The 22,329-nt window shown below is 53.3% G+C and carries 18 protein-coding genes; 3 read left to right on the forward strand and 15 right to left on the reverse strand.

The genetic code is table 11. From position 1 onward, the window contains the following. Nucleotides 1–5 precede the first annotated feature (5 nt). Entirely contained in the window at nucleotides 6–1,031 is a 1,026-nt protein-coding gene (locus ABE504_RS16670; protein ID WP_430090704.1) for a TIGR03943 family putative permease subunit, read from the forward strand. A gap of 249 nt (nucleotides 1,032–1,280) precedes the next feature. On the opposite strand, the gene ABE504_RS16675 is transcribed toward ABE504_RS16670, so the two are convergent. The 15 genes from ABE504_RS16675 to ABE504_RS16745 all read right to left on the reverse strand — a co-directional run bounded on the left by ABE504_RS16675 (nucleotide 1,281) and on the right by ABE504_RS16745 (nucleotide 20,582). After that, entirely contained in the window at nucleotides 1,281–2,039 is a 759-nt protein-coding gene (locus ABE504_RS16675; protein WP_430090707.1) for an SDR family NAD(P)-dependent oxidoreductase, read from the reverse strand. Nucleotides 2,040–2,056: 17 nt separating this feature from the next. Then, a complete protein-coding gene (locus ABE504_RS16680) occupies nucleotides 2,057–3,367 on the reverse strand; it encodes an aspartate aminotransferase family protein (RefSeq protein ID WP_430090710.1) in 1,311 nt (436 codons plus the stop codon). A 13-nt stretch (nucleotides 3,368–3,380) separates the two neighbouring features. After that, nucleotides 3,381–4,841, reverse strand: coding sequence for a M81 family metallopeptidase (locus ABE504_RS16685; RefSeq protein ID WP_430090713.1), 1,461 nt, complete (start codon nucleotides 4,839–4,841; stop codon nucleotides 3,381–3,383). Between the two features lie 5 nt (nucleotides 4,842–4,846). Beyond that, the gene (locus tag ABE504_RS16690; RefSeq protein ID WP_430090716.1) at nucleotides 4,847–6,160 is read right to left on the reverse strand and encodes a M20 family metallopeptidase; all 1,314 of its coding nucleotides are present in this window, start codon (nucleotides 6,158–6,160) and stop codon (nucleotides 4,847–4,849) included. Nucleotides 6,161–6,187: 27 nt separating this feature from the next. Continuing rightward, nucleotides 6,188–6,580, reverse strand: a complete 393-nt coding sequence (locus ABE504_RS16695) for a RidA family protein (protein ID WP_430090719.1) — start codon at nucleotides 6,578–6,580, stop codon at nucleotides 6,188–6,190. A 25-nt stretch (nucleotides 6,581–6,605) separates the two neighbouring features. Further along, nucleotides 6,606–7,670 (reverse strand): alanine racemase, encoded by a 1,065-nt coding sequence (locus ABE504_RS16700; protein WP_430090722.1) that lies wholly within the window; start codon nucleotides 7,668–7,670, stop codon nucleotides 6,606–6,608. Between the two features lie 117 nt (nucleotides 7,671–7,787). Further along, on the reverse strand, nucleotides 7,788–9,335 hold the full coding sequence (locus ABE504_RS16705) for an FAD-dependent oxidoreductase (RefSeq protein ID WP_430090724.1): 1,548 nt from the start codon (nucleotides 9,333–9,335) through the stop codon (nucleotides 7,788–7,790). A 74-nt stretch (nucleotides 9,336–9,409) separates the two neighbouring features. Next, nucleotides 9,410–11,365, reverse strand: coding sequence for a right-handed parallel beta-helix repeat-containing protein (locus ABE504_RS16710; RefSeq protein WP_430090726.1), 1,956 nt, complete (start codon nucleotides 11,363–11,365; stop codon nucleotides 9,410–9,412). 43 nt (nucleotides 11,366–11,408) lie between these two features. Beyond that, entirely contained in the window at nucleotides 11,409–13,241 is a 1,833-nt protein-coding gene (locus ABE504_RS16715) for a right-handed parallel beta-helix repeat-containing protein (protein WP_430090729.1), read from the reverse strand. Nucleotides 13,242–13,252: 11 nt separating this feature from the next. Beyond that, nucleotides 13,253–15,052 (reverse strand): amylo-alpha-1,6-glucosidase, encoded by a 1,800-nt coding sequence (locus ABE504_RS16720; RefSeq protein WP_430090731.1) that lies wholly within the window; start codon nucleotides 15,050–15,052, stop codon nucleotides 13,253–13,255. Nucleotides 15,053–15,071: 19 nt separating this feature from the next. After that, entirely contained in the window at nucleotides 15,072–15,902 is an 831-nt protein-coding gene (locus tag ABE504_RS16725) for a carbohydrate ABC transporter permease (RefSeq protein ID WP_430090734.1), read from the reverse strand. Then, complete coding sequence (locus ABE504_RS16730) at nucleotides 15,895–16,782, reverse strand: carbohydrate ABC transporter permease (protein WP_430090737.1); 888 nt, start codon at nucleotides 16,780–16,782, stop codon at nucleotides 15,895–15,897. The genes ABE504_RS16725 and ABE504_RS16730 overlap by 8 nt, the downstream gene beginning before the upstream one ends. Before the next feature lie 39 nt (nucleotides 16,783–16,821). Then, nucleotides 16,822–18,150: an ABC transporter substrate-binding protein gene (locus ABE504_RS16735; protein WP_430090741.1), complete on the reverse strand. Its 1,329-nt coding sequence runs from the start codon at nucleotides 18,148–18,150 to the stop codon at nucleotides 16,822–16,824. A 78-nt stretch (nucleotides 18,151–18,228) separates the two neighbouring features. Continuing rightward, entirely contained in the window at nucleotides 18,229–19,203 is a 975-nt protein-coding gene (locus ABE504_RS16740) for a LacI family DNA-binding transcriptional regulator (protein ID WP_430090744.1), read from the reverse strand. Between the two features lie 92 nt (nucleotides 19,204–19,295). Next, nucleotides 19,296–20,582, reverse strand: a complete 1,287-nt coding sequence (locus tag ABE504_RS16745; RefSeq protein WP_430090746.1) for a Gfo/Idh/MocA family protein — start codon at nucleotides 20,580–20,582, stop codon at nucleotides 19,296–19,298. Nucleotides 20,583–20,740: 158 nt separating this feature from the next. On the opposite strand from ABE504_RS16745, the gene ABE504_RS16750 reads away from it, so the two are divergent. Then, complete coding sequence (locus tag ABE504_RS16750) at nucleotides 20,741–21,562, forward strand: AraC family transcriptional regulator (RefSeq protein ID WP_430090749.1); 822 nt, start codon at nucleotides 20,741–20,743, stop codon at nucleotides 21,560–21,562. Between the two features lie 252 nt (nucleotides 21,563–21,814). Beyond that, nucleotides 21,815–22,276: a GNAT family N-acetyltransferase gene (locus ABE504_RS16755; protein WP_430090751.1), complete on the forward strand. Its 462-nt coding sequence runs from the start codon at nucleotides 21,815–21,817 to the stop codon at nucleotides 22,274–22,276. Nucleotides 22,277–22,329 lie beyond the last annotated feature (53 nt).

The following is a 22,329-nucleotide window of genomic DNA, read 5'->3' on the forward strand; positions in this document are numbered from 1 at the left end:
ATAAGATGTTAACCGCACGCAGCCTCAGCTATCATTATTTCTTTCGTACACTCATTCTGCTCGCCTTCTCCAGCTATATTGTCCTCTTGTCCAAATCGGATGCGCTCCAGTATTACATCGCGCCGCGGATGATGATCTACGTGAAGCTCGCTTCTGTGCTTCTCTACGTGATTGCCTGCTTTCAAGGCTATTTAGCGCTTCGCGCCTATTGGGGAAGGCCGGTGACCTGTGACTGTGAGCAGGAGATTTCCCCCTCCGTCTTCCGGAACACGATTGCGTACGGACTTCTGCTCCTGCCGCTGCTTGTCGGGTTTCTGCTGCCGGATACGGCGCTAAGCAGTGCAATGGCCGCGTCCAAGGGGATGAACCTATCTGCTCCAGCCTCCTTAATGAAGAAAACCGCGGAGCCTACGGTGAATAATGCCGGTTCGTTAAGCGCACCGAGCGCTGCGCCAACGCCGGTAACCACTGCGCCAACGGCCGCACCATCAGCAAGCCCATCTGCCGCCAGCCAAGGTCCAGCCTCGGATGCAAATCTTGCAACGCCAAAAACCGCACCTTCCGATGCGGATCTTCAAGCGATGTTTAAAGCCGATAATGAGTGGGAAGAGGACTTTTCCAAGATCGGAATGATTTTGTACAAAAAAGATATGATTACCGTCAATCCGGACATCTATATGGAAATTCTGTCGTCGATTGACTTGTACAAAGATAACTTTATTGGCAAAAAAATCGAATTAACCGGCTTCGTCTACCGCGAAGACCAAATGACCGACAGCCAATTTGTCGTCGGCCGGTTCGCCGTCTCCTGCTGCTCGGCCGATGCCACGCCGTACGGCGTTATGATCGACTTCCCTACCGCCAGCACGTTCCCCAAGGATATGTGGGTGAAAGTAACGGGCACGATCCAAAATGTTACTTACAAAGGGAACGATTTGTTCAAGATTCAGGCGAGCAGAGTCGAGAAAATCACGGCCCCCAGCTCACCTTATGTCTATCCGAATTTTGAGCCGTTAAAGGTACTAAAGTAACGACAAGAGATCTCTTCCGAAAGCGCTCACGCGTTCATCCTTAGGAAGCGGAACGTAATGACGCTATTTTCAAAAATACGACTTATTTTTGTCGGTAAGGGAATGAGCAGCCGTTATTTACATCATTTTAAGCGAAATGGTCGGCTCGGAACACGAATAAGGTCGCCTCGCTCCGCTTCTTGGTTGACATGTATGATCTTACTTGAATTAGCGTCGTGTAGTTCCGCTATCTCGTTTTGAGCGGAAAAGCTAGGACAATTTAATAATCTGCCCGCCGTCGATCACCATGCAATGTCCCGTCATGTAACGGGACTCGTCACTCGCCATGAACAACGCGGCATCGGCGATATCTTCGGGCTGGCCAACCTTTTGCAGGGGAATCGTTTTCACGTACGCCTCTATCAACTGCGGATTGTCAATCAATGGCTTTGTCAGCCGCGTTTCGATAAATCCAGGGCACAGCGCATTGACGCGGATGCCATGCTCCGCCAGCTCCAGCGCCATGGACATCGTGAGCAGATTCAGGCCGCCTTTGGAAGCGTTATAGTGAGCTTGATACGATTCAGCAGCGAGGCCGTTCACACTGGACATCTGAATGATAGATCCCCCTGTTCCCTGCCGCACCATCTCCCTCGCCGCACGTTGCGAAACGAGGAAGGCGCCCTTCAGATTCACGCTCAGATGAAGCTCCCAATCTGCCTCTGTCATCTCAAGAAAAGGCGCCGGCCTGCAAATGCCTGCGCTATTGACAACAATATCGAGCCCGCCCCATCGGGCGATCGCTTTCTCGATCATGGCGTCAACCTCGGATTTTTGTTGAACGTCGGCAACAACCCCCAGCACCTCTGCACCTTCTGCGCGCATCAACTCACTGACTTTCTCCAGCGCCTTCGGATCGACGTCTGCGAGCATCACCTTCGCGCCTTCCCGGGCAAAACGCAGGGAGATGGCACGGCCGATGCCTTGCGCTCCCCCTGTCACTAAGGCGACTTTATGTTTGAGCCGCATGTACCTGCTCCCTCCACTTAATCCAGTCGGCTTAAAGCCCGATCCACGGCAAGCAATGTTTCTTCAATATCCGGCAAGCTATGGGCCGTAGAAATATACCATAAGCCGTTCGGCCGGAGCAGCACGCCCTCGCTGAGCATGAGTTCGGCAAAACGGGCATACTTGCCCGCATCTCGCTTATTGAACGTGTCAAAATCTGTAACCTCGGGTTCATCGATAAACATCATATGAAAAACCGGACCGCATAGGTTGACCACGCCTGGAATCCCATGCTTGTTTAGCAGCCCGCGAATACCATCCGATAAGGTGGCAAACAGCTCCTCCATCCGTTGGAAGGCCGCCCCGTCCTGCCGGGCCAGCTCTCGGATGGTCGTCAGCGCAGCGGTCATGGCGACACCGTTCCCGTTCAATGTGCCCAAATGATTGACCGCCGAAGTGTCGATCAGCTTCATCAGCTCGCTGGAGCCGGCAACTGCGCTGATCGCAATGCCGCCGCCCATCGCTTTGCCGATGGTAACCAGATCCGGCTTAATGCCGAACCGGCCATGCGCACCGCCGAGCCCTAACCGGAAACCCGTAATGACTTCATCCAAAATAAAGACGATTCCCAGCTCTTTCGTCAACTGTCGAATCGCTTCCAGATAACCGGGTTTGGGCTGAAGACAGCCTGAATTGCACATCACCGGTTCTGAAATCACGGCGGCAATCTCGCCGGACCGGCTCCGAAGCGTTGATTCCAAAACGTCAGGATCGTTCCATGGAAGCAGAATGATATCGTCCAGGCTGTTGGCGCTCTGCCCGCCCGTCCCTGGAGAAACGGCAGCAGCTTCTCCATCACCATCTGCAACGCTTAATCCCGCTCCCGGGAAGGAGGTGAAAATCCCATCAGACCAGCCGTGATAGTGTCCATGGAAGCGGACGACCTTGCTTTTCCCCGTATGGGCACGGGCGAGTCGCAGCGCCAGCATGACCGCTTCGGTGCCGGAACCGCTGAAGGCGACCTTGTCCGCGCAGGGAAGCACGTCCACCAGCAGGTCCGCAAGCTCGATCTCGCCCTCGTGCTGCAGGCCATACGTATACCCTTTGCGCATCGAAGACAAAATGGACTCCGTTAGTCCGTCATGCGCATGCCCGAGAATAAGCGGTCCATAAGCAAGTAAATAGTCGATGTAGGTATGATAGTCGACATCCTGCAGGCGGGAGCCTTTGGCCGAATCTACATATAAAGGAAACGGCTTCATCGAAGCGCGAAGCGAGCTGGCGACGCCCCCGGCAAGATGCTGCTTCGCTCTCTCATAGCTGATTTTGGAACGTTCAAAGGTGAACATAAGATGTACCTCCCTAGGTGGATGAATCCAATGGAAAGATAGGACGATGGAGATGTTGATACTCAAAATGGGATAGATTGGCGCTGCAGCAGCCTGGCGTATCGATAGAGACGACAGCTTTGGCTATCGTGCCGAAGGCCGTCTTCCAGGCAACGGCCGATTTGACGACAATGATGTGATAATCTTCGGCTCGCAGCCCCACCGAAAGGATATGGCCCGGGTCCCAAGGGGGAGTACGCTTCTCCGTGACAACGACGGTAAGCAAACCGGCCTCGATGATCGCCGTCTTTCCCATATCCGCCCGTTGACCGGTCATATACGGACCGACATGCGTATACTTGCCATCGAACAGCGTCCGAACGATGCCCTGTATGGGAACGGGTTCGCCGTGCAGGCGATCGCTTCGGCCACCGATATTGCCATCGTAAACGGCGCCAACCCCGAGAGTGTGCGCTGCTGCAGCGGCTTCTTCATCGCGCATGACGATAAGAGTCCTTTTCGGAGGATGGGTCAAATGAACCAGCGTATGCGTGGCATCTGCGGGTGCTCCGCCCCCGACATTATCCGAGCCTTCCACCAGGATGACCGGACCTTCCGCGATCGCCATCGCTTGCGCCACCGCCGCCTCCACTGGCAAATCCGCATAAGCGAACAATTCTCTGTATGCCCAGGCCATTTGTTTCAGCTCATCGGCATAACGCTTCGCTAATGCAGGATCGTGATCGGTTGTCACGACGAAGGCTACCCCTGCCTCCGGCACATCGCTGTAGGGGAATCCGCCTGCCACGGTGACATTCAGCACTTTCGGCTCTAACTCCATGGCAAATGCGCGTTCCATCAGCGCTTTCATCGGCCCTTCCTCCTGCGTCAGCATCTTTTGAGGAACAATCAGCATGCCAGGCTTAGCGAGCGCAAGCGTAGGAGTGATATGGCCTTTAATCGTCTGGCACAGCAGCAGGGCTGCTTCAACCGCTCGCTCGTACGCATCGATGTGCGGATACGTATCGAAGCCCACAAGAAGATTCGCGAAGCGTGCCATATCCCGGCTGATGTTCGCATGCAGATCTAGCGTGGCGGCAATGGGCTTCTCCGGACCGATCCGGACTCTCACCCGCTGCAATAATTCACCTTCCACATCCGGAAAACCCACTGCGGCCATCGCGCCATGCAAAATAACCAGCACTCCGTCCGACGTCGTGTCCACCGAACCTGCGACCGCAGCGATCAGGTGCTCAGCCGCTTCCGCTGCAACCATCCCGTTTGGCGTTGCTCCGGTGTATAAGCCGCAGGCGAGCTCTATGTCCTCACCGTCAATCGCATCGATGGCGCCGCCCATCGAAGTGCGCGTGCCCCTGTATCGCCTAAGAAAAGCTTCGTTGCCGAGCACCCATTCAGCGCGGAACGCCTCTAACTCGGTTAGGCCAGGTGCAAAAGTATTCGTTTCATGAAAGAGGCCGATTACTGCAATTTTCATTCCACTCATCCTTTCACGGGAGTCATCCCGCACCAGTCCATCATGATTTCCGCATACCAGCGAATTAACCGATGGTAGGATTCGAGGTCGAGGCATTCATCCGCTGCGTGGGCATTCGCTCCGCTCGGACCTAAGATTAAAGCAGGCGTATGGCTGTATAAATTAAACATAAAGCCGTCACAGGCGAACGGTGACCCCTGCGGCGGGGCGGCGGGAGCATCAAGCACCCGCTCACCGGTACTGGCGGCGATCCGCAGAAAGTCCTCTGTGCGGCTATCCCTGCGCATTTCACTGCCGCTTAAATAGCGAATCAACGGCTTGATCTGCGGGCGGCATTGGGCAAGTGTGGGATAATGAAGCAATTGCGCATCGAAATACGCCCACAATTCAGCCAAAACTTCCTCGCCGGACACGTCGGGATAGCTTTCAATCCAGAAATTCAGCTCGCCCGTTGCGGGAAGCTTCTCTTGCAACTCTCGGCTCCCATCGCCAGCGTGCAGGCTGAGCAGCGTGACCTCGGGCTTTCGCTTGCCCTCCCATAAAGGATGAACGGCCATTCTGCCGCAGCGGTATTCGCGAAATGCTTTCAGCATGGCGGCGAACTCTACCGCTGCATCCAGAGCGCTCACGAGCTCCTCGCCCGAGAAGCCGATCCCGCTTTTGCCCTCGAAAGTCGCCTTCCAAATGCCTCCGCCTAGATGGGCCGTGTATATCCGCATATTGGACGGCTCAGGAATGATCGCCATATCGGCTTCCAGTCCCCGCAGTCTTCCGGCTAGCGAACCGTTCGCGCCCCCGTGTTCTTCATCGACGACGCTTTCGATATGCACCATCCCCGCAATCGGAGCGTTCAGTGAGAGCAAACATTTCACCGCCATCATCGCGGCCGCCATGCCGCCCTTCATATCGTAAGCGCCACGGCCGTACAGATAGCCGTCATGCACTTCACCGCCAAAAGGCGGGTATGTCCACGCCTCATGGCCTTCATACACTGTATCCGCATGCCCGGAAAAAAGCAGCGATGGTCCTTCTCCGTCCCAAAAGCTCCCTGATACATTGGGGCGGTTCTTATACTCCCTACCAGCCATATAAGCGGGATGCTCCTTCAAGCCGGGGACATCGTCAAGCAGGTACATATCGACAGAAGCCCCGGCCTCTTGCAGCCATTGGGCCACAAAACGCTGCATATCCACTTCATCCCCATGCGGCGGGTGATTGACGCTCGGTATTCGGACGAGTGAAGCTGCCAGCTCGACAGCCTCCTCCCGATGCGCTTCCACCCATCGGCGGATCGCTTCCGACCATTGATCGCGTTCCATGCCGCATCTCCCTCCCATGCGATCGATTTAATCTTGCGTTCTTTTACGCGGAGCGTAGGCAATGACGTCGATTTCGACCAGATAGGCGCCTAGATCGACCGGCGCGGTTGTTCTTGCGGGATAAGGCTGCCGGAATACTTCGGCATAGGTTCGGTTATAGGCGGGAAAGTCCTCCGTTTTACTGACGTAAGCGTTCGATTTTATAACATGATCCAATGTAAGGCCCACCTGCTCCAAGATGATTTCGATATTCCTCAGACACTGGCGGGTTTGCGCTTCAATCGTCGGTGCGGCTACCTCACGGGTAGCAGGATCCACGCCAACCTGACCGGATACGTAGACGAAATCTCCAGCCTGAACGGCGTGAGAGAAAGGAAGCGGGAATTGCGGAGCTTGAGAAACGTGAATCGCTTTCGACATAGAAACCAGCCTCTCTGCAAAAAAGTTATTGAATACGCCCGCGTGCATCGACGGTAATCATCATCTCAACTTTCCCATTGCGTATGCCGTGCAAACTATCGTGCAAATTCGTAACGGTGCAGCAATGATTGGGAATGAATTCCAAAAGCTCGCCGATCTCATAACGCACACCTTCGGGAACCTTGACGATGCCGTGCTCTTCGCTAAGGCGTTCGATGTAGACAGATGGATTGCTTTTCAAAAAGCCATATCCTGGACGATGCGGATTGACGTCGGTGCTGAACGTTTTGGAACCGGCGTCGATGATGACAGTGCCGGGTCGAGGCGTGCTGACAACGGTGGCTAAGATACTCATCGCGAGCTCATCCACGGAGATGGAACCGATTTCCAGCTGGGAAATATCGCCGAAAACGTAAGCGCCCGGCCTTGTCTCCGTCGCGCCCGTTTGCTTCGCGATAAACTTGGAGGTCGGCGTTGATCCTACACTTATTTCAGGGATCGGAATGCCTGACTGTTCAAGAAGCGCTTTCGTTTGGGCAAGGCCCTTAACCTCGTCGGCAGCCACTTTCCGAAGCTCGCTCAGCTGTTTAGCGCCGTAGGCATGCCCGGCATGGGTCATCAGGCCGCGCACCTTGACACCACGCATCGCTGCGATGTGCCGGACCAAAGCCGCAGTCTCCTCGCCCGGCTCTCTCCCGCAGCGGTTCAAGCCGGTATTCACATCGACATACAGCGGAAGTCGGCTATTCAGGGATTCGCCGACTTGGGAGATACCGGCAGCGACGGCCACGTCATCCGTGGATACGGTCACCTTGATTCCGCGCTCGATCAACGCCCGCAGCCTGCCGAGCTTGGCTTCGCCGACAAGCGGAAAGGCAATCAATAGATCCATGAATCCGGCATCGGCAAGCACTTCTGCTTCACCAAGCTTGGCGACCGTCAAGCCGCAAGCGCCGTATGCGATCTGTTTGCGTGCAATCCATACGCTTTTGTGTGTTTTGAAGTGCGGCCTCAGCTTTACGCCGGCACCCTGGGCCAGCTCCGCCGTCTTCTTCAAATTTCGTTCAAGCACATCCAAATCGATCAGCACAGCTGGCGTCTCCAGCTCGGCAATATCGAGCGGTTGAGTTATGATAACCGCCTCCTTCTTCCAGCATGAAAAGTCTGACGATGATCAAGCGTCAGGCAGCTTGCTCGTGACGTAGAGCTAGGCGTGCAGCACCTGACCGTCCAACACAAGTCGTTCGCGGAGTTTGAAGTAGTCGATCTCCTGCACAGCGCAGCCGGCTTCCAAGGCAAGCGCTGCGGCTGTCGCCGCAGATTGCCCTAGAATCATGAAGACGGGCTCCATACGGATCGAACCATACGCGATGTGCGAGGAGGACAAACAAACCGGCACGATCAGATTCGTACATTCCTCCCCCTTGGGGACGATCGCGCGATAGGAAATCGGATAAGGACCGGTCGGGCTGATTTCCACATTGCCTTCATTGATGCATCGACCGTCGAGCACAATTCTTCGGCAGTTATGGGAATCCATCGTGTACGTGGCCAGACCGACGGAGTCCTGCGCCACGGCATACTTCCGGCAGTGATGCTCGGTCATCACGACGTCGGCGATCATTCGGCGCCCTTCACGGATATAGAGCTGGTGCGGCCAACCGCCGGTCTGGACGAACTCGTCGGCAGGCAGTCCCCATTGCCGCGCGTCCGCACGGACTTTGGCCGGAAGCGACTCATCATTGGCGAGAAAATAGAGCATGCCCAGATTGTAGTTCACATGATCCTGAAAGATCGCTTCACGTACGGCATAACTCCCCTCCGACCAGTTGTAGTTGGCGCCGATATGATCGGTGGAGATGGCGCCTCGGTTGTTCAGGTCGGACTTGCCTCTCGGCATGATCTTGTTCAACTGCATAGCGTCCCATACCCCGGCACGTATATAGCGGGACAGCAGTTTGAACCGGTCGGGGTTGTAATTCGGCGGTTCAGGAAAAGCGATTCGATTGTCCGGAACATTCGTCAAGCAAATTCGGAAATTGTAAGCCTGTACGCTGCGGTCGCCCTGCCCCTGAAAGCCCGGTGCTTCATCGCTGATGCCTGGAAGCAATCCGCTGTCCGGCTTCCCTTCGATGCGGTATGGATCAATCCAGGCATAAAAATTATGCTTCGGATGCCCGAAATGGATGCCGTTTAATGTCTCCTTATAAACTGCGTTTGACTCACGGCCTACATGATAGGACACGCCTGCCTGTGCCAGCAGATCTCCTTCGTACGTAGCGTCAATGAATATGGAGGCTGCAAAGGTATTGCCGTTTTCCATTCGCATGTGGATGATGCGGCCGTTCTTCATATCGACCGATTCCAAATGCTGATTGTAATAAACAGGCGTTTGCGCACGTTCTAACCATTCTTGAAAAATCGTCTCTGCGATATGCGGCTCAAAGGCCCAGGCGGCTCCGTCCGGCTCATCGCTTCCGTAATGCCTGCCGAGTGTCCGGTAAAATTCACGGGAAATGCCGCCGATGGCCTCCTTGCTTCCTGCATCTGTCCTGCCCAGCCCGCTCGCGGTCATCCCGCCAATATGCGTGCCGAATTCTGCAATGACAGAACGGAGCCCCATCCGGCTTGCTTGAACGGCGGCGGCGATTCCGGCAGGCGTAGCACCGTAGATGCAAAGGTCCGCTTCGATATGCTCGGGTACATCTGCCGGGGCTTGCGGTGCGTAATACATTAACTTACTGAAATCAGCCATCTTTTACTTATCTCCTTCTCGCATGGTCTCTATCTCTTGCTGAATGATGCCAACCTTCGCGCTGCCTAGCAGCATCAAAACCATCCACCGACAAACCAAGCGATATCCCAGTTTCCATCCGATCGCCCTTTTAAGGTGATCGAATCACCAAGATTCGCGGATACGAGTTCTGCCTTGAGACCGGCAGGCGTCCTGATTGACGAGCCGCTCTGCGGCGTCAGCTTAACCGAGTACGGCGCTTCGACCGCAACCGTGAATTGCTGTCCCTTCCTGGACGTCGGCAGCGCGTAGGCTAAAGCGCCGAAAGCGCCTGTATTCGTGATCAGATGCCCGTTGGCACCCGGATCAATCGCTGCAGCAGACGCCAAAGGCAGCTCGGGCTGCGGGGACAGGTCTGCGAACACCAGGTCTGCGGCCGGATCTACATACAGCAAACGCTGCGTCCCTCCTCTCGCCGTACAATTCACAAATCGGATGTTTCGAATCGCTTCTGCGCTATTTTTTTTCACCGAAAATCCTCGTGCGATCAAGGGGACTGACCGCTCATCGATCGAAGCACATTCTACAAATTCGACGTTGCCGATGGCTGATCGTGGGAACTGCGGCACCGTCGTTACAATAAATGACGAGCCGTAACCGTACGGATCAACCGGCGCATTCACCGTATTGCAATTGACCGCCTTGCAGCGCACGTAGATCACTTTCACACTTTCCGGGGAGTTGGATAAGACCGAAAACCCGGCGTACTGTTCATTTTCCGCTATGCAATCGATAAACGTGACCTCTCCCTTGACGGCTTGCGAACCTTCTCCGCCGTAATTGACCGAGCTGCCAAAGGAATTGCCTTTCGTGCGGCAGCGCTCGAAGGTAATGTCGATCCGCTCATTCGCGGCCGTCATCCGGTGAAGAGTCACGAGAAAGCCTCTCCCGACATTGCCCTCGGCTACGCAATCGACGAACCGGATTTTTTTCAGAACGTCTTGGCCTGAATTGTTGTTTGGCTCAATATCGACGCCGCTTTTTGGAGCGGTGCCCGTCGTATTCGTAAATCTGCAGCTCTCGACCAGCAAACCGTCGACGCTAATAACGGAAAGTCCTTGTCTGCGGTTGTTGTTCGCTGTGCACTGCCTGAGCACAATATCCTTGCAGAGGGGCTGCGTCGCTTCATAATTGCCGATATAAAAACCGTCCCCGCCGCTGTCATTCGCATGAATGCCTTCGATGACGACGTTTTCCGATCCGCTGATATCGAAAATATGCGCTTGTTCTCCTGAACTATAGGCAGCTTTGTTCATCTGGAGGGTAGCTCCGTTGCCGATGATGCGGACCTGTTTCACATTTTTAATACGAATTAGCCGCTCGTAAGGTGACTTTTTATTTAAGGTGTCAATGGCTTGAATGATCGTGCCGGGCTCGAATTCGATAACAATGTTGCTCGGCACAGACAATTGTCCGGACAAATAATAGAGGCCTCGCTGCTTCGGGATATACAGCCGCTTGCCGGCAGCGGCATTTAACGCATTTTGCAGTGCTTGTGTTTCTGCAGCCGTACCGTCTCCGACAGCGCCGAACCAAGACAATACAACAGTTTCGCCGTATACCCGTTTGAATCGACGACTCTGTGTCGTCAAGATGACCGTTCCTGCGTTATCCGGCGAAGTTGTATCTGCGCTGTCGAGCAGAAACCAGCCTTCTTTTCCTGCATCCTTGACGAAATAACCCGCTTCCGGGAACAGATCTGCGGTGGTTCGCAGCTCGTTTATCGACACGGATATGCACAAATCCAGATTGAGCAAATCAGGCAGCTTTAATTTATCGCCCTGTAAACCGTACACGTTTTCTGTCACGGACTTCGCTTCCGCTACACCTTGGAATTTCGAGCTCAGCAGGCTTCCTGTGACGAAGGTTACCCCCGCCGCTCCAAGAGAAGCAAGCAGCTTTCTGCGGTTAATCTTCACGCCTGATCCTGCTAGGTCTTTGTCGGATACTTCTGCAAATTCATCCTTCGGATTCGTCTGTTGGTTTCGCATACCCTAAACCCTCCCAGAAATATGTTGATTTCGCTCCTGTTTCTTAAGCCGGCGTGACGGTTAATTGACCAGCATCGGTTACAGCCACGTTAAATAGGCTGCCATTTGGAGATTTCAATTTCAATGACGATGCGTTGAGCGCTCCCGCCGATCCAATCGGCTCCCATGTACCTGGCGTTCCATCAGCAACGCATACCCAACCGACCGGAGACAGTGCAGAAGGCTGAACGTTCCACAGGATAGTGCCGCGTTTCCATGTGCCCGCGACAGGCAAAGCTGCCGCCCATCCTATGAAAGCATCCTTCGTCTGAATTTCAGGTGACATCCACGCCTTGAGATTCGCGCCTCCGAACACGGGCGTTCCTGCGCCTGCGAAGACGTTGGAAGTGGTAATGCGAAGGTCCGAGCCTGCAGCCGCCGTATCGATTTGCACGCATTTTCCAGCACATTCGGTCACATTGCCGTGGAATAGCGTCTCCGTAACCACACCTCCGAACCAGAAGCCGACGCTGCCGATATTGACCAGATGGTTGCCCGCGATGAGATGACGGCCCGTCGCCTGCGGCCCTGCAAACCGAACCGCCCCGTTGGAAGAATTGATATCCTTAATCAAGTTATTTGTGAATTGGACGGACGAACAGTTGGTAAACGATACGGCAATGGCGCGCGACGATTCGACCCGGTTGCCGGTGATGACCGGGGCTTCCGTGTTCGCAATATTCCAGCCTGCGGCACCTGTTGCATAATCGCGGTTCTCGCTGATTTCGAGCCCTTTCGTAACATTGGTGCATTGGATCATGCGGGCATCGGAGACAGACCCGTAAAATTCATTCCCCTTCAACGTCACCTGCTCAGTGATGGCCGGGGCGCTATTGCAGCGGAAGAAATATCTTGCTTTCCCTTTATTACCGGCAATGGTGATCCGTTTATTGGAATAAGCGGTATTCGGATTGTAGGAATTAATGAAATAAATTTCGCTGTAAAACTCATTGTTCGTAATCCAGATATCTTCCACGAGATCCGAACCCGTCGAAGAGCTATTCGGTTCCAAATCAATCGTGGCCACATACGGGAACGGATCCTTGATCACATTGCCTTCAATCCAGACTTTTCGCCCGGAAACGACCGCAACTGCACATCGCCTTGGATTACTGAGCACATTGTCGAGGATATGCACATTCTCGCTGGGTGCTAGATAGTCAGAACCCACGTAAACGCAATCCCCATAAGGAGCATGCAGAACATTATGATGAATAAAGACATTGACTGAATTGGCGATTCTGACCAAATGTGACTGCTCATTCGCTGTGCCGGTCGTATACCCGCCGTTCAAGTTCAACCCTGTTACATGCAGCCCGCCACCTTGGTAGCCCTGAATCAGCAGCATGCGTTTCAGATCAGTTCCGTCGGGAGCGTCCATACGAAGCTCCGGCATGCCAATTCCGATGATGGAGTCCGTCAATGACACGGAGCCGGTCAGTTTATAAAAAGACGCCGTCCTAGGCACGATTATCGGCTTACCGGCGGCAGCAGCAGTTTGAAAAGCGGCGGTGTCATCCGTCGTCCCATCACCGGCGGCACCGTAGTCCAGCACATTGACCCAGCCTGGGTCGCTTGCCGTCAACAGAGTAAGCCCTTGATGTCCGTATACATTGGCGTTCACCGATTTTCCTGCCGCTGCTGCAGGTACGCCCATGAAGCTCATGAGCGTCCCGCCGGCTGCTGCCGTTAGTCCCGCTGCGCCCAACACAGCGAGCAAATTTCTGCGAGTCATCGTACGGGACTGGCCGTTTTCATCATCTTGCACGTTCTTTTCAAGCTGCTGCTGCCTATCCAACTCATGAAACTTGTCATCATGGAGCTCAGAATCCCTCATCATTATCCCTCCTACATGGTAGAATTGCGGATATACGCGGTGCGATTCATAGCTGATTGAAAATCCAGGAGCAAACAGGCGACCAATGCGGCCGACCAGTGAAAATCACGGATCGTGTCGATCTTCCGGCGAACATTGTAATGCTCCAAGGGCTGCCCCTTCCGGCAGCAGGCAGTCGGCGGCGTCTTGTCTTCGGCATCGAAATATTCAAAGATCACGCCATAGCGCTCATACCAGCCCTGCACGGCAGATATGGTTCTCTCCGCCAGCTTGTTCGCTTCCATCTCCTTCCCCTGCTTGCGCAGACCTGTAATCACCAGGTAATTTGTGCTGATCCACACCGGTCCGCGCCACATATCCGTGGAGAAAGCAGACTCGGAGACGGCTGTGCTAGGAACAGGCAGCGGCGTGCCAAAATGCTGCGGATCGTGCAGCAGCGCGAGCAGCCGCTCCGTCCTCGCTGCCGTCATACTTTCCAGCAGCATTGGCATGAAACCGCTTACCGCTTTCACCTTCGATCGGCTTCCATCCATAGCAAGATCATAATAAAACCCGTCTTCCTCATCCCATAGTTGATGATGAATCGCTGCCGACATAGCAGTCGATTGCCGGGACCACCGCAACGAGCGCTCCTTGTCTCCCAGCTCATCCGCAATTAGGGACATGTACGTCATATCGGCGGCTGCGTAGGAGGAGAAGTCTACGGCATCCAGCAGCGCCGCCTCATCGAAGCGCGGAGAATTATCCATCCCGGATTCGCCGGACCGACAGAGCGGGTTGCCCTCGATCATCCACTCCAGAAGTCCGTTCTGATTGCTGTCCCGGTGCGCCAGTACCCACGTCATATATCGCTCCAGACGGGGCAGCGCATACGCCAAATCGGCCCGCTGCTGCGTATAGCGATAATTCTCCCAAACGCCCCAAGCCAGAATCGGCGGCTGGGTAATAGGAGAAATCGTGCCGTCAACTTTGCTCATATGCGGAATCATGCCGTCGCTGCGCTGGGTCTCAAGCACGCTCCGAAGGAATAGCCAAGCGCTAGTGGGGTCTATCCGGTTCATAGCAAAGGAATGAAAGACGGAATCCCATAACCACATCGCTCTGTGCGGTACCCGATCCGGCGTCGACCACAACTGGCCGATTGATCCTTCGGCAGACAACGTGTTCACTTTCATGACGCTCAAGCATTTTTTTAACAATCTGGCTCTAGCTGGATCGCTTAGCTCTGGCAGCTCGTCGTAAACGGAAAGCCGATCCTCCATCACCTGCTGTCGATCAAGCTTGCTGGCGCTGATGACACGATCCGTCGCTTCAGCTTCATGCGTCCCATAGGCCAACGCCCAGGATCGCTCATCCGCAGCGATCAGCAACGCGATGACATCCCCATTTATGCAATCCTCCGTGATCGTCAGCCTGCTTCCGTCGGAGCAAGGCTCAATCCGCACAATCAGCTCGGCCGTATGAGCTGCGCCATCGTCCACGAATTCCACGGACGCTTCGCTATCCTCGGGCAGATGACCGATCAGCGTATGCCAGGCTGCATACGTCATCAACATCTCGCCCCTGGTCGTATCGGCAAGAAGCACATCCCCTGTGGCAATCCGCACGTTGCCGAGATCGGCTGGCCGAAGCTTCAGCAGCCGGCGGGTCGGCGTGTGAATCAGCAAATCGTAACCCTCCGCCCCTGCGGAAGCGACGAATTGCGACTGTGTGTCGGTTTCCCCGTCAAGACCGGAAAAGGCAAACAGCGCGCCCTCTCCCCATATATCGGGCATCGTCGTCCTGCTGGATGTCCGTAAGTCAGCTTTCATTTTCATAGCCTCCTTTCACTTATCCTTTTAGTCCCGCTGACGCGACGCCTTGCACGAACTGCTTCTGGGCGAAGAGAAACACAATCAAAACCGGAAACAGTGTAATCACAGAGCCGGCCATAATCATCGTCGTCTTGTTATCCACTTCATTGCGCAGGAACAAAAGTCCGAGCGGCAGCGTATACAGCTTTTTGTCCTGTAAATAAATAAGCGGCTCCAGGGTACTGTTCCACGAACTGATGAAGGTAAACACGGCCAGAGCCGATAAGGCAGGTTTGGTCAGCGGCAAATAGATTTTGTAAAAGATGGTCCAGGGATTTGCGCCGTCCACCCAAGCCGCATCGTACAGCTCTCTCGGCAGCGTTTTGAAAAACTGGTGCATCAGAAAGATGCCGAAGGCGCCGCCCAAAAAGCTGCGCAAATAAAGCGGATATAAGGTATTCAGCAGGCCAAATTCTTTCCAGATAAAGTAGGTCGGAATCATCGTCACTTGCGATGGCAGCATCATCGTTCCCAGCATCGCCAGAATGATAAGGCTGCGCCCTTTGAATTCAAAGAAGGCAAGCCCATATGCGACCAAAGCGCATGAGGCGACCATCCCTACCATATCCAGCACAGTGACGAGCACGCTGTTCATCGTATATCGAACGAAGTTCACCTCAACCCAAACCTTGTAGTAATTGTTCCACTCGATCGGATTAGGCCATAATTTCGGCGGCAGCGTCAGTTCATCGCCCGGCTTCATGAGTGAGGTGGAGATCATCTGCAGAAACGGCACTAACATAAACAGCATGCCGCCAATCAAGACGACATAAGCGGTCCACTGTAGACCAACGGACGGTTTATTCATAGTGGACCCACCTTTTCTCCATTTTTTTCTGGAATAACGTGACGATCAGAATGATTGCGAATAATCCCCAGGCCCATGCGGATGCGGCGCCCATCTTCGCGTTCAGGAACGCATCCCGGTAGATGAGAATGTTCGGCACCATATTCCTGTCGTGGATCGAGTTAATGTCGCCCTTCTCGCCCAGCATGACCAGAAACACGTCGAATGCGTGGAACGCTGTTATCGTCGACAGAATCATGACCATATACACCATGGGAGATACGATCGGTATCGTAATTTTCGTGAAATATTTCCAGCCGTTGGCGCCGTCGATTCGGGCGGCTTCCATAATATCTTTGGAAATGTTTTGCATCCCCGCAAGCAGCAGGACCATGGAAGAGCCGGCTCCCTTCCAAATATTCACGATCGCGATCGAACCGATCACAAGCCACCATTTTTCGCTGCGAATCCAATTCACTCTGTCCATTCCTAGCGATTCCAGCACCCAATTCAGAATCCCGAATTCGTTATTATAAATCCAGAGCCATACCAAGCCTCCGGCGACCCACGGCGTAATGACCGGCAAGAAGTAGATCATTCGAAAAATGGTTTTTCCGCGAATCTGCAGATTGAGCATATATGCCAGTATTAAGGCGACTAAGGTCTGGCCCGGCACGAATAACAGAGCAAAGTAGAACACGTTACGCAGGGATAACCAAAATACGTCGTTCTGCACCATTGACGACCAATTCTTCAGTCCGATCCAATGCGGCGCGTTGAACAGGTCCCATTTCGTGAACGTCAGGTAGAACGAGAAGATAAACGGAAACAGGAAGAAGACGGCCAACTGCAGGAGAAAAGGAAGGGTGAAGCCGAAGCCCCACCAGCCTTGTTTGCGCATCGAAACACCTCATTCGATCGGACCACCGATGGTCCGTGCTTATTTATTCTCGTCCAAAACAGACTGCACTTTTTGCTGAATTTCCTTCGCGCCATCCGCCGGTGATTTCTTTCCGTCAAGGATGTCATTCAAAATCGGAGTTGCCGCTGCACGCCACTGATTCCAGGACGGATTCTCATCCAGCGTGCCTCCGGCTTCTTCAACGCCTTTTGTAAAAGCTTGCTTATTAGCCGGTTTGCTGGTCGACTTCTCGAGCGCTGCCAGCACCGTTTTCTTCACAGGTAAGCTGGCCCCGCTTTCAGATAAGAATGTTTGCGCTTCGTCGCTTAAATAATATTTGAGGAATGTCCAAGCAGCTTCCTTGGCTTCCGGCTTCGCCTTGGAGTAAATCAGCCATTGATTGACGACCGTTGGCACGAATCGCTTGCCGTCAAAGCCAATAGGAACCTTAACGACGTCCCAGTCGAGATCGGGCTTGTTTTTGTTTAAGTTGACCTGACCAGAATACTGCAGGAACGTCATCGCTGTTTTTTCATTTTGAAAATAGTTCTGGTTCGTCTGCATCTCGCGAGACGGGCTGATTTTATCCTTCTGAATCGTGTCGGCCCAGCGCGTCAATCCTTCGATGGTTTTGGGGTCGGTAAAGGTGGCCTTCGTCAGTCCCGCATCAAGTGCAGAGCCTCCGGTCGATTTGATCCAAGGGAACCACCCTTGCGCAATCGAACTCGCCGTTTGGAAACCATAGACATCGATCTTTCCGTCGCCGTCCGTGTCCTTCGTCAGCTTTTTAGCGGCATCGAGCATATCTTGATAGGTCCAGTTGTCTGTGGGGAAAGGAACATTGTTCTGCTGGAAAATTTTCTTGTTATAGACAAGCGCGTTCGGATTGACGCCGTGCGGAATGCCGTAAATTTTGCCGTCCGGCGTTTTGGCGGACAGCAAGGATTCGATATAATCCTCCGTCTTCAAATCCCGCTTGATGTAAGGCTCGAGATTTTCGGCAACTCCCCGCATCCCGTAACCGATAATCACGGCATTCTCTTGGAGCCAGATGTCTGGGGCGTTATTACCGGCGATATTCGTTACGATTTTCGTTGTAAAATCAGCCCAGGGCGCTTCTTCAATCTGCAGCTTGATATTGGGATATTTCGCCTGGAAGCCGTCGATGATTTTTTTGCTTGTGATATCATAGCTGCCGGGCAAGCCGATTCTAAGTGTGACTTCTTTCGCGGGGGCCGCTGTCGCAGCAGTCGGGCTAGATGGGTTAGATGGGTTGGACGAAGGGGCATCCGTTGCCGTTTTCGAGGAACAGGCGGCAGCGGAAAAAGCGATCAAAACGATGGTGGAAACAAGTTTGAACCTTTTCATACAAGAACCTCCCTTGTGATTGGTCGAATGAAATAAGGTAATCTTGATCGTGTTACACGTGTTCGTAATTACGCGTGCTTAAAGGCGTCCCGTTGACTTGCGCACATGGAGCTCGCATTTGATCTCAATGTTCGCCATGTCGTCCTGCCCTTGCGGCTCTTTGCCGGCGATGATGCTCAAAGCAAGCGCAGCCAGCTTTCCGATCGGCGGGCCGACCGTCGTAACGGGGATCTCCAACCGCTGCATCTCCGGAATTTCGTCATAGACGATTAACGAATAATCGTCCGGCATCCGAAGCTCCCGGTCTCTGAACAGCTTGAGCAGTCCGAAGGCAAAGGATTGGTTATCGACAATGAATGCCGTCGGTCTATTCGGACTATCCAGCAGTGCCGCAACCCGCTGTTCGGGAAACGATTCCCCCTCTTTCACGGCAATCACGTAATGCTCATGGTATTCCATCCGCTGTTCCAGGATGCCTTTGGTAAAGCCTAGCTGCTTCTCGTGCGAGTCTCCGATGAAGGTGATTCTGCGGTGCCCATTCGCCGCCAGATAGCACACGGCTTCATACATCGCCCCGCTGCGGTCCACGCTGATCCGGTGCGTGCCCTTAAGCGCGCCGCCGCCCATCAGCAACATGCGTCCGTGAAAAAGCTCCTTCTGCTGGATGAAGGGCAGGTCCGGCTGCCACCCCGGGGGACTCCAGAAAATAATCCGATCGACAAAATGCTCATTAAATGCCCGCAATCCTCGTGGCGGATCGGCTAGCGAAATCATCACGTCAAGCCCCCGTCTTGCAGCTTCCTGCTGAATCTGCAGGCTGAGATGATGAAAGAACAGCGCTTCCGACTTCGGCCACAACAGCCCGATGGTCTGGGTTTGCTTGTCGGCCAATCTTCTCGCAGCTTGATTCGGAATATAGTTCATCTGTTCGGCAATACTGAGAATTCTTTGACGCACGGCATGACTGACGCCCGGTGAGCCGTTGAGCGCCTTCGATACGGTGGGATGGCTCACGCCGGCTGCACGAGCAATATCCTTAATGGTTACTTTCATGGATTGCGGCTTCCTTTCAACCTACACATGTCTATTCTTTCTCTAAGTATATTACACGTGTTCGTAAATAGGAATACAATGCCAGAAAAAAGTTAAAATTTAACTAAATCCTTGATGCCGATTTGGCTTCCGGTTCGCAGGGAGACATTGCCGGCGATTCCCGTCAAGATCGATAAGGCTCCGTCGACATGGGAAGCAGCACGGTTCAAGCGATCAGGCTCCGGTTCTCCGAACAGATCATTTAACAGAATCGGATCTCCACCGCCATGACCACCGCTGCTTTCCTCAATCTCGACCTCATACGCCTTCTGGAACATGGGCTGAACGGTCAACTGCTTGTAGGAAAGTGCACCTTCGTCTTCCTTCTCCCCTGCCGAGTTGATATAGGAGCGTTCCACCACCTTCAACTCCATTCGCCCTTTACTGCCGTTAAAGACGACTTGAAATCCTTCCCACGGCTGATAGGCGTTAAGCGAATACGTGAGTATCGCCTGATTCTCGTAACGGACCAGGACGCCCAGCGTATCTTCGATACTAATCCCATCGCCAAAGACGCTTTGGTCCCGCTGGTAGCCGTCTGCGACCTCCGCATCCAGATACAGCGACTTCAAATGAGCGTTACTCTCCAGATGAAGCGCGAACGGGTCGTTCTTCGCCGCTTCACTGCCGTGCGCCCGTTGGTAAAACTGCGTGACGCCCCTGCGTTCTGCATTTTCGCGACCGTAGAACATCAAACCGCCTAGGGCAAATACCGATTGCGGGCGGGTGCCCAGCCAGAAATTGACCAGATCGAAATGATGCGTCGACTTGTGGACGAGCAGCCCTCCGCTGTTGCGTTTATCCCTGTGCCAGCGGCGGAAGTAATCGGCGCCATGCTCTGTGCTGAGCAGCCATTCGAAATGAACCGAATGCACATCGCCGATCACGCCATCCTGTATGAGCTCCCTCACTCGCGAGTTATGCGGCGCATAGCGGTAGTTAAAGGTGACCCGCAGGCTGCGCCCGGTCCGCTTCACGGCATCGAGGATTTCCTGGCACTTGGCCTCGTCAACGGTCATCGGCTTCTCGCTGATGACATCGCAGCCAAGCTCCATGGCACGAATAATATACGTGTGATGCGCTCTGTCAATGGTCGTGACGATAATGGTGTCGGGCTTCTCCTTCTCTACCATCGTATCGAATTCGTCCACGCCGTAGACAGGGATTTCAGGATGGGCGTATTTCTCTCTAAGCAGCCGATTCGCATACGATAATCGGACAGCGTTGATGTCGCAGAAGGCGACAAGCTCGGTACGATCGCGAAATCCGCTAGCGAGAGCTCCATAGAAAAATTCGGCTCGTCCGCCGGTACCGACCAGTGCATACTTTTTCTTCCTCATGGCCTCTTCTCCTTTTCACTTGATGTAACGCTTTCATTGTAACGCAATAAATGCCCCCTTTCTGCTGAATATTTGCGAATGTATGGCAGTTTCTTCGCATTTCTTGCGCACTTGTAAAGAGGATCGTGCTATAGTTAGGAAAAGGAAGGGGCGATCGTATGCGGAAAGATATGTTCATCCACCATCATCAACGGAACGGCTTCTACACGATGCAAAAATATCACTTTCACGAACAATATGAGATCTATTACCTGATCAAAGGGGAACGGACCTATTTTATAAAAGATTTAACTTACCGAATTCGCGAAGGCGACCTTGTTTTCATCGATAAATACGAGCTTCACAAAACGGGCGATACGCGTCTTCCCAATCACGAGCGTGTGCTGATTAATTTCGCCGACGGCTTCCTGCGCCATTTCAACCAGCCGCTGCTATATGAGCCGTTCCGGATGAAAATCAGGCTGATCACCGTCCCCCCTCAAGATCGGGAATGGGTACAATCGCAGTTATTTGAGATGCTGAAGGAAGCGAGCGATCCGCAGCCAGGTTCCGACACGGCAATGCAAGCGCAGTTGGCCAGACTGCTCATCTGGTGCGCACGCCGGTTGAACCGCGGAAGCGGCACCGACTTCGAACACGAGAGCCCTGCCCATAAAAAAATCGCCGACATCGTCGCCGACATCAACGGCAGCTTCAGCGAGCCTCTATCCTTGGAATTCGTCGCCAAGCAGCATTACATCTCCCCCTATCATCTCAGCCGCATGTTCAAGCGCGTTACCGGTTTCTCCTTTGTCGAATATGTCAACAGCATTCGGATTAATGAAGCGCAGCGACTGCTCCGGGAGACCGACTGGAAGGTTACTCTGATCGCCGAACGCGTCGGTTACGAGAACATCGGCCATTTCGGGCGTGTTTTCAAGGAAATCGCCAAAACAAATCCGCTCGATTACCGGAAGGCAGCCAAGCAGGTCGGACATTAGGATAGCAAGGACGTTCCAATTGCCTCCTCGCGTCACAGACTAAGCACCTCCATTCAAAACACTTGACGCAACATGATATATTAAATGACATATATCAATGAATTTCTAAGAGTTTATATCGTAATACGATCTACTTATATATAATTATTTAGAAATCCATAAGAAATCGTTATTTGTTTTCTTTTTAATGTTAAATTATATTACATATAGAAAGTAAATCTGATTGAGCATTCAGAATATGGAGGGATTCTTATGATTACAATTCGTCGATACTCTACACTGGATACGGATGATTTATGGAGAATTCATCTACTCGTCATTGCCGAAGCGAATGTCGAGCCCACCCACCAACATTATCACGACATCCTCCACATCCCTGAACAGTATTTGAAGCAAGGCGGAGAATTCCTCGTTGGCATGGACAATCAAGGCGTCATCCTTGCGATGGGAGGATTAAAGCTTCTTGAAGGGGGCAGAGCGGAGATTAAGCGGCTTCGCGTACATCCAAGCTATCAAAAGAAAGGCTATGGCCAGCAAATTCTAACGAGCTTAGAAGGGAAAGCCAAAGAACTTGGCATCAGTCATCTCATTCTGGATACGCTCAACAATCAGTTCGGCGCCCAAAGCCTATTTGCCAAAAACGGTTATCAGCAAAAGGGTCCGGCAGTTATTGACGGCTTCGATGTCATTTTATATGAAAAATCACTTGCATAGACGTCAGCATAGCGCAGCCCACATCCTTTCACTAGGTGTGGGCTGCGGGTAGT

It is taken from the genome of Paenibacillus oryzisoli (genome assembly GCF_050467285.1).
Taxonomy (GTDB): Bacteria; Bacillota; Bacilli; order Paenibacillales; family NBRC-103111; genus Paenibacillus_E; species Paenibacillus_E oryzisoli_A.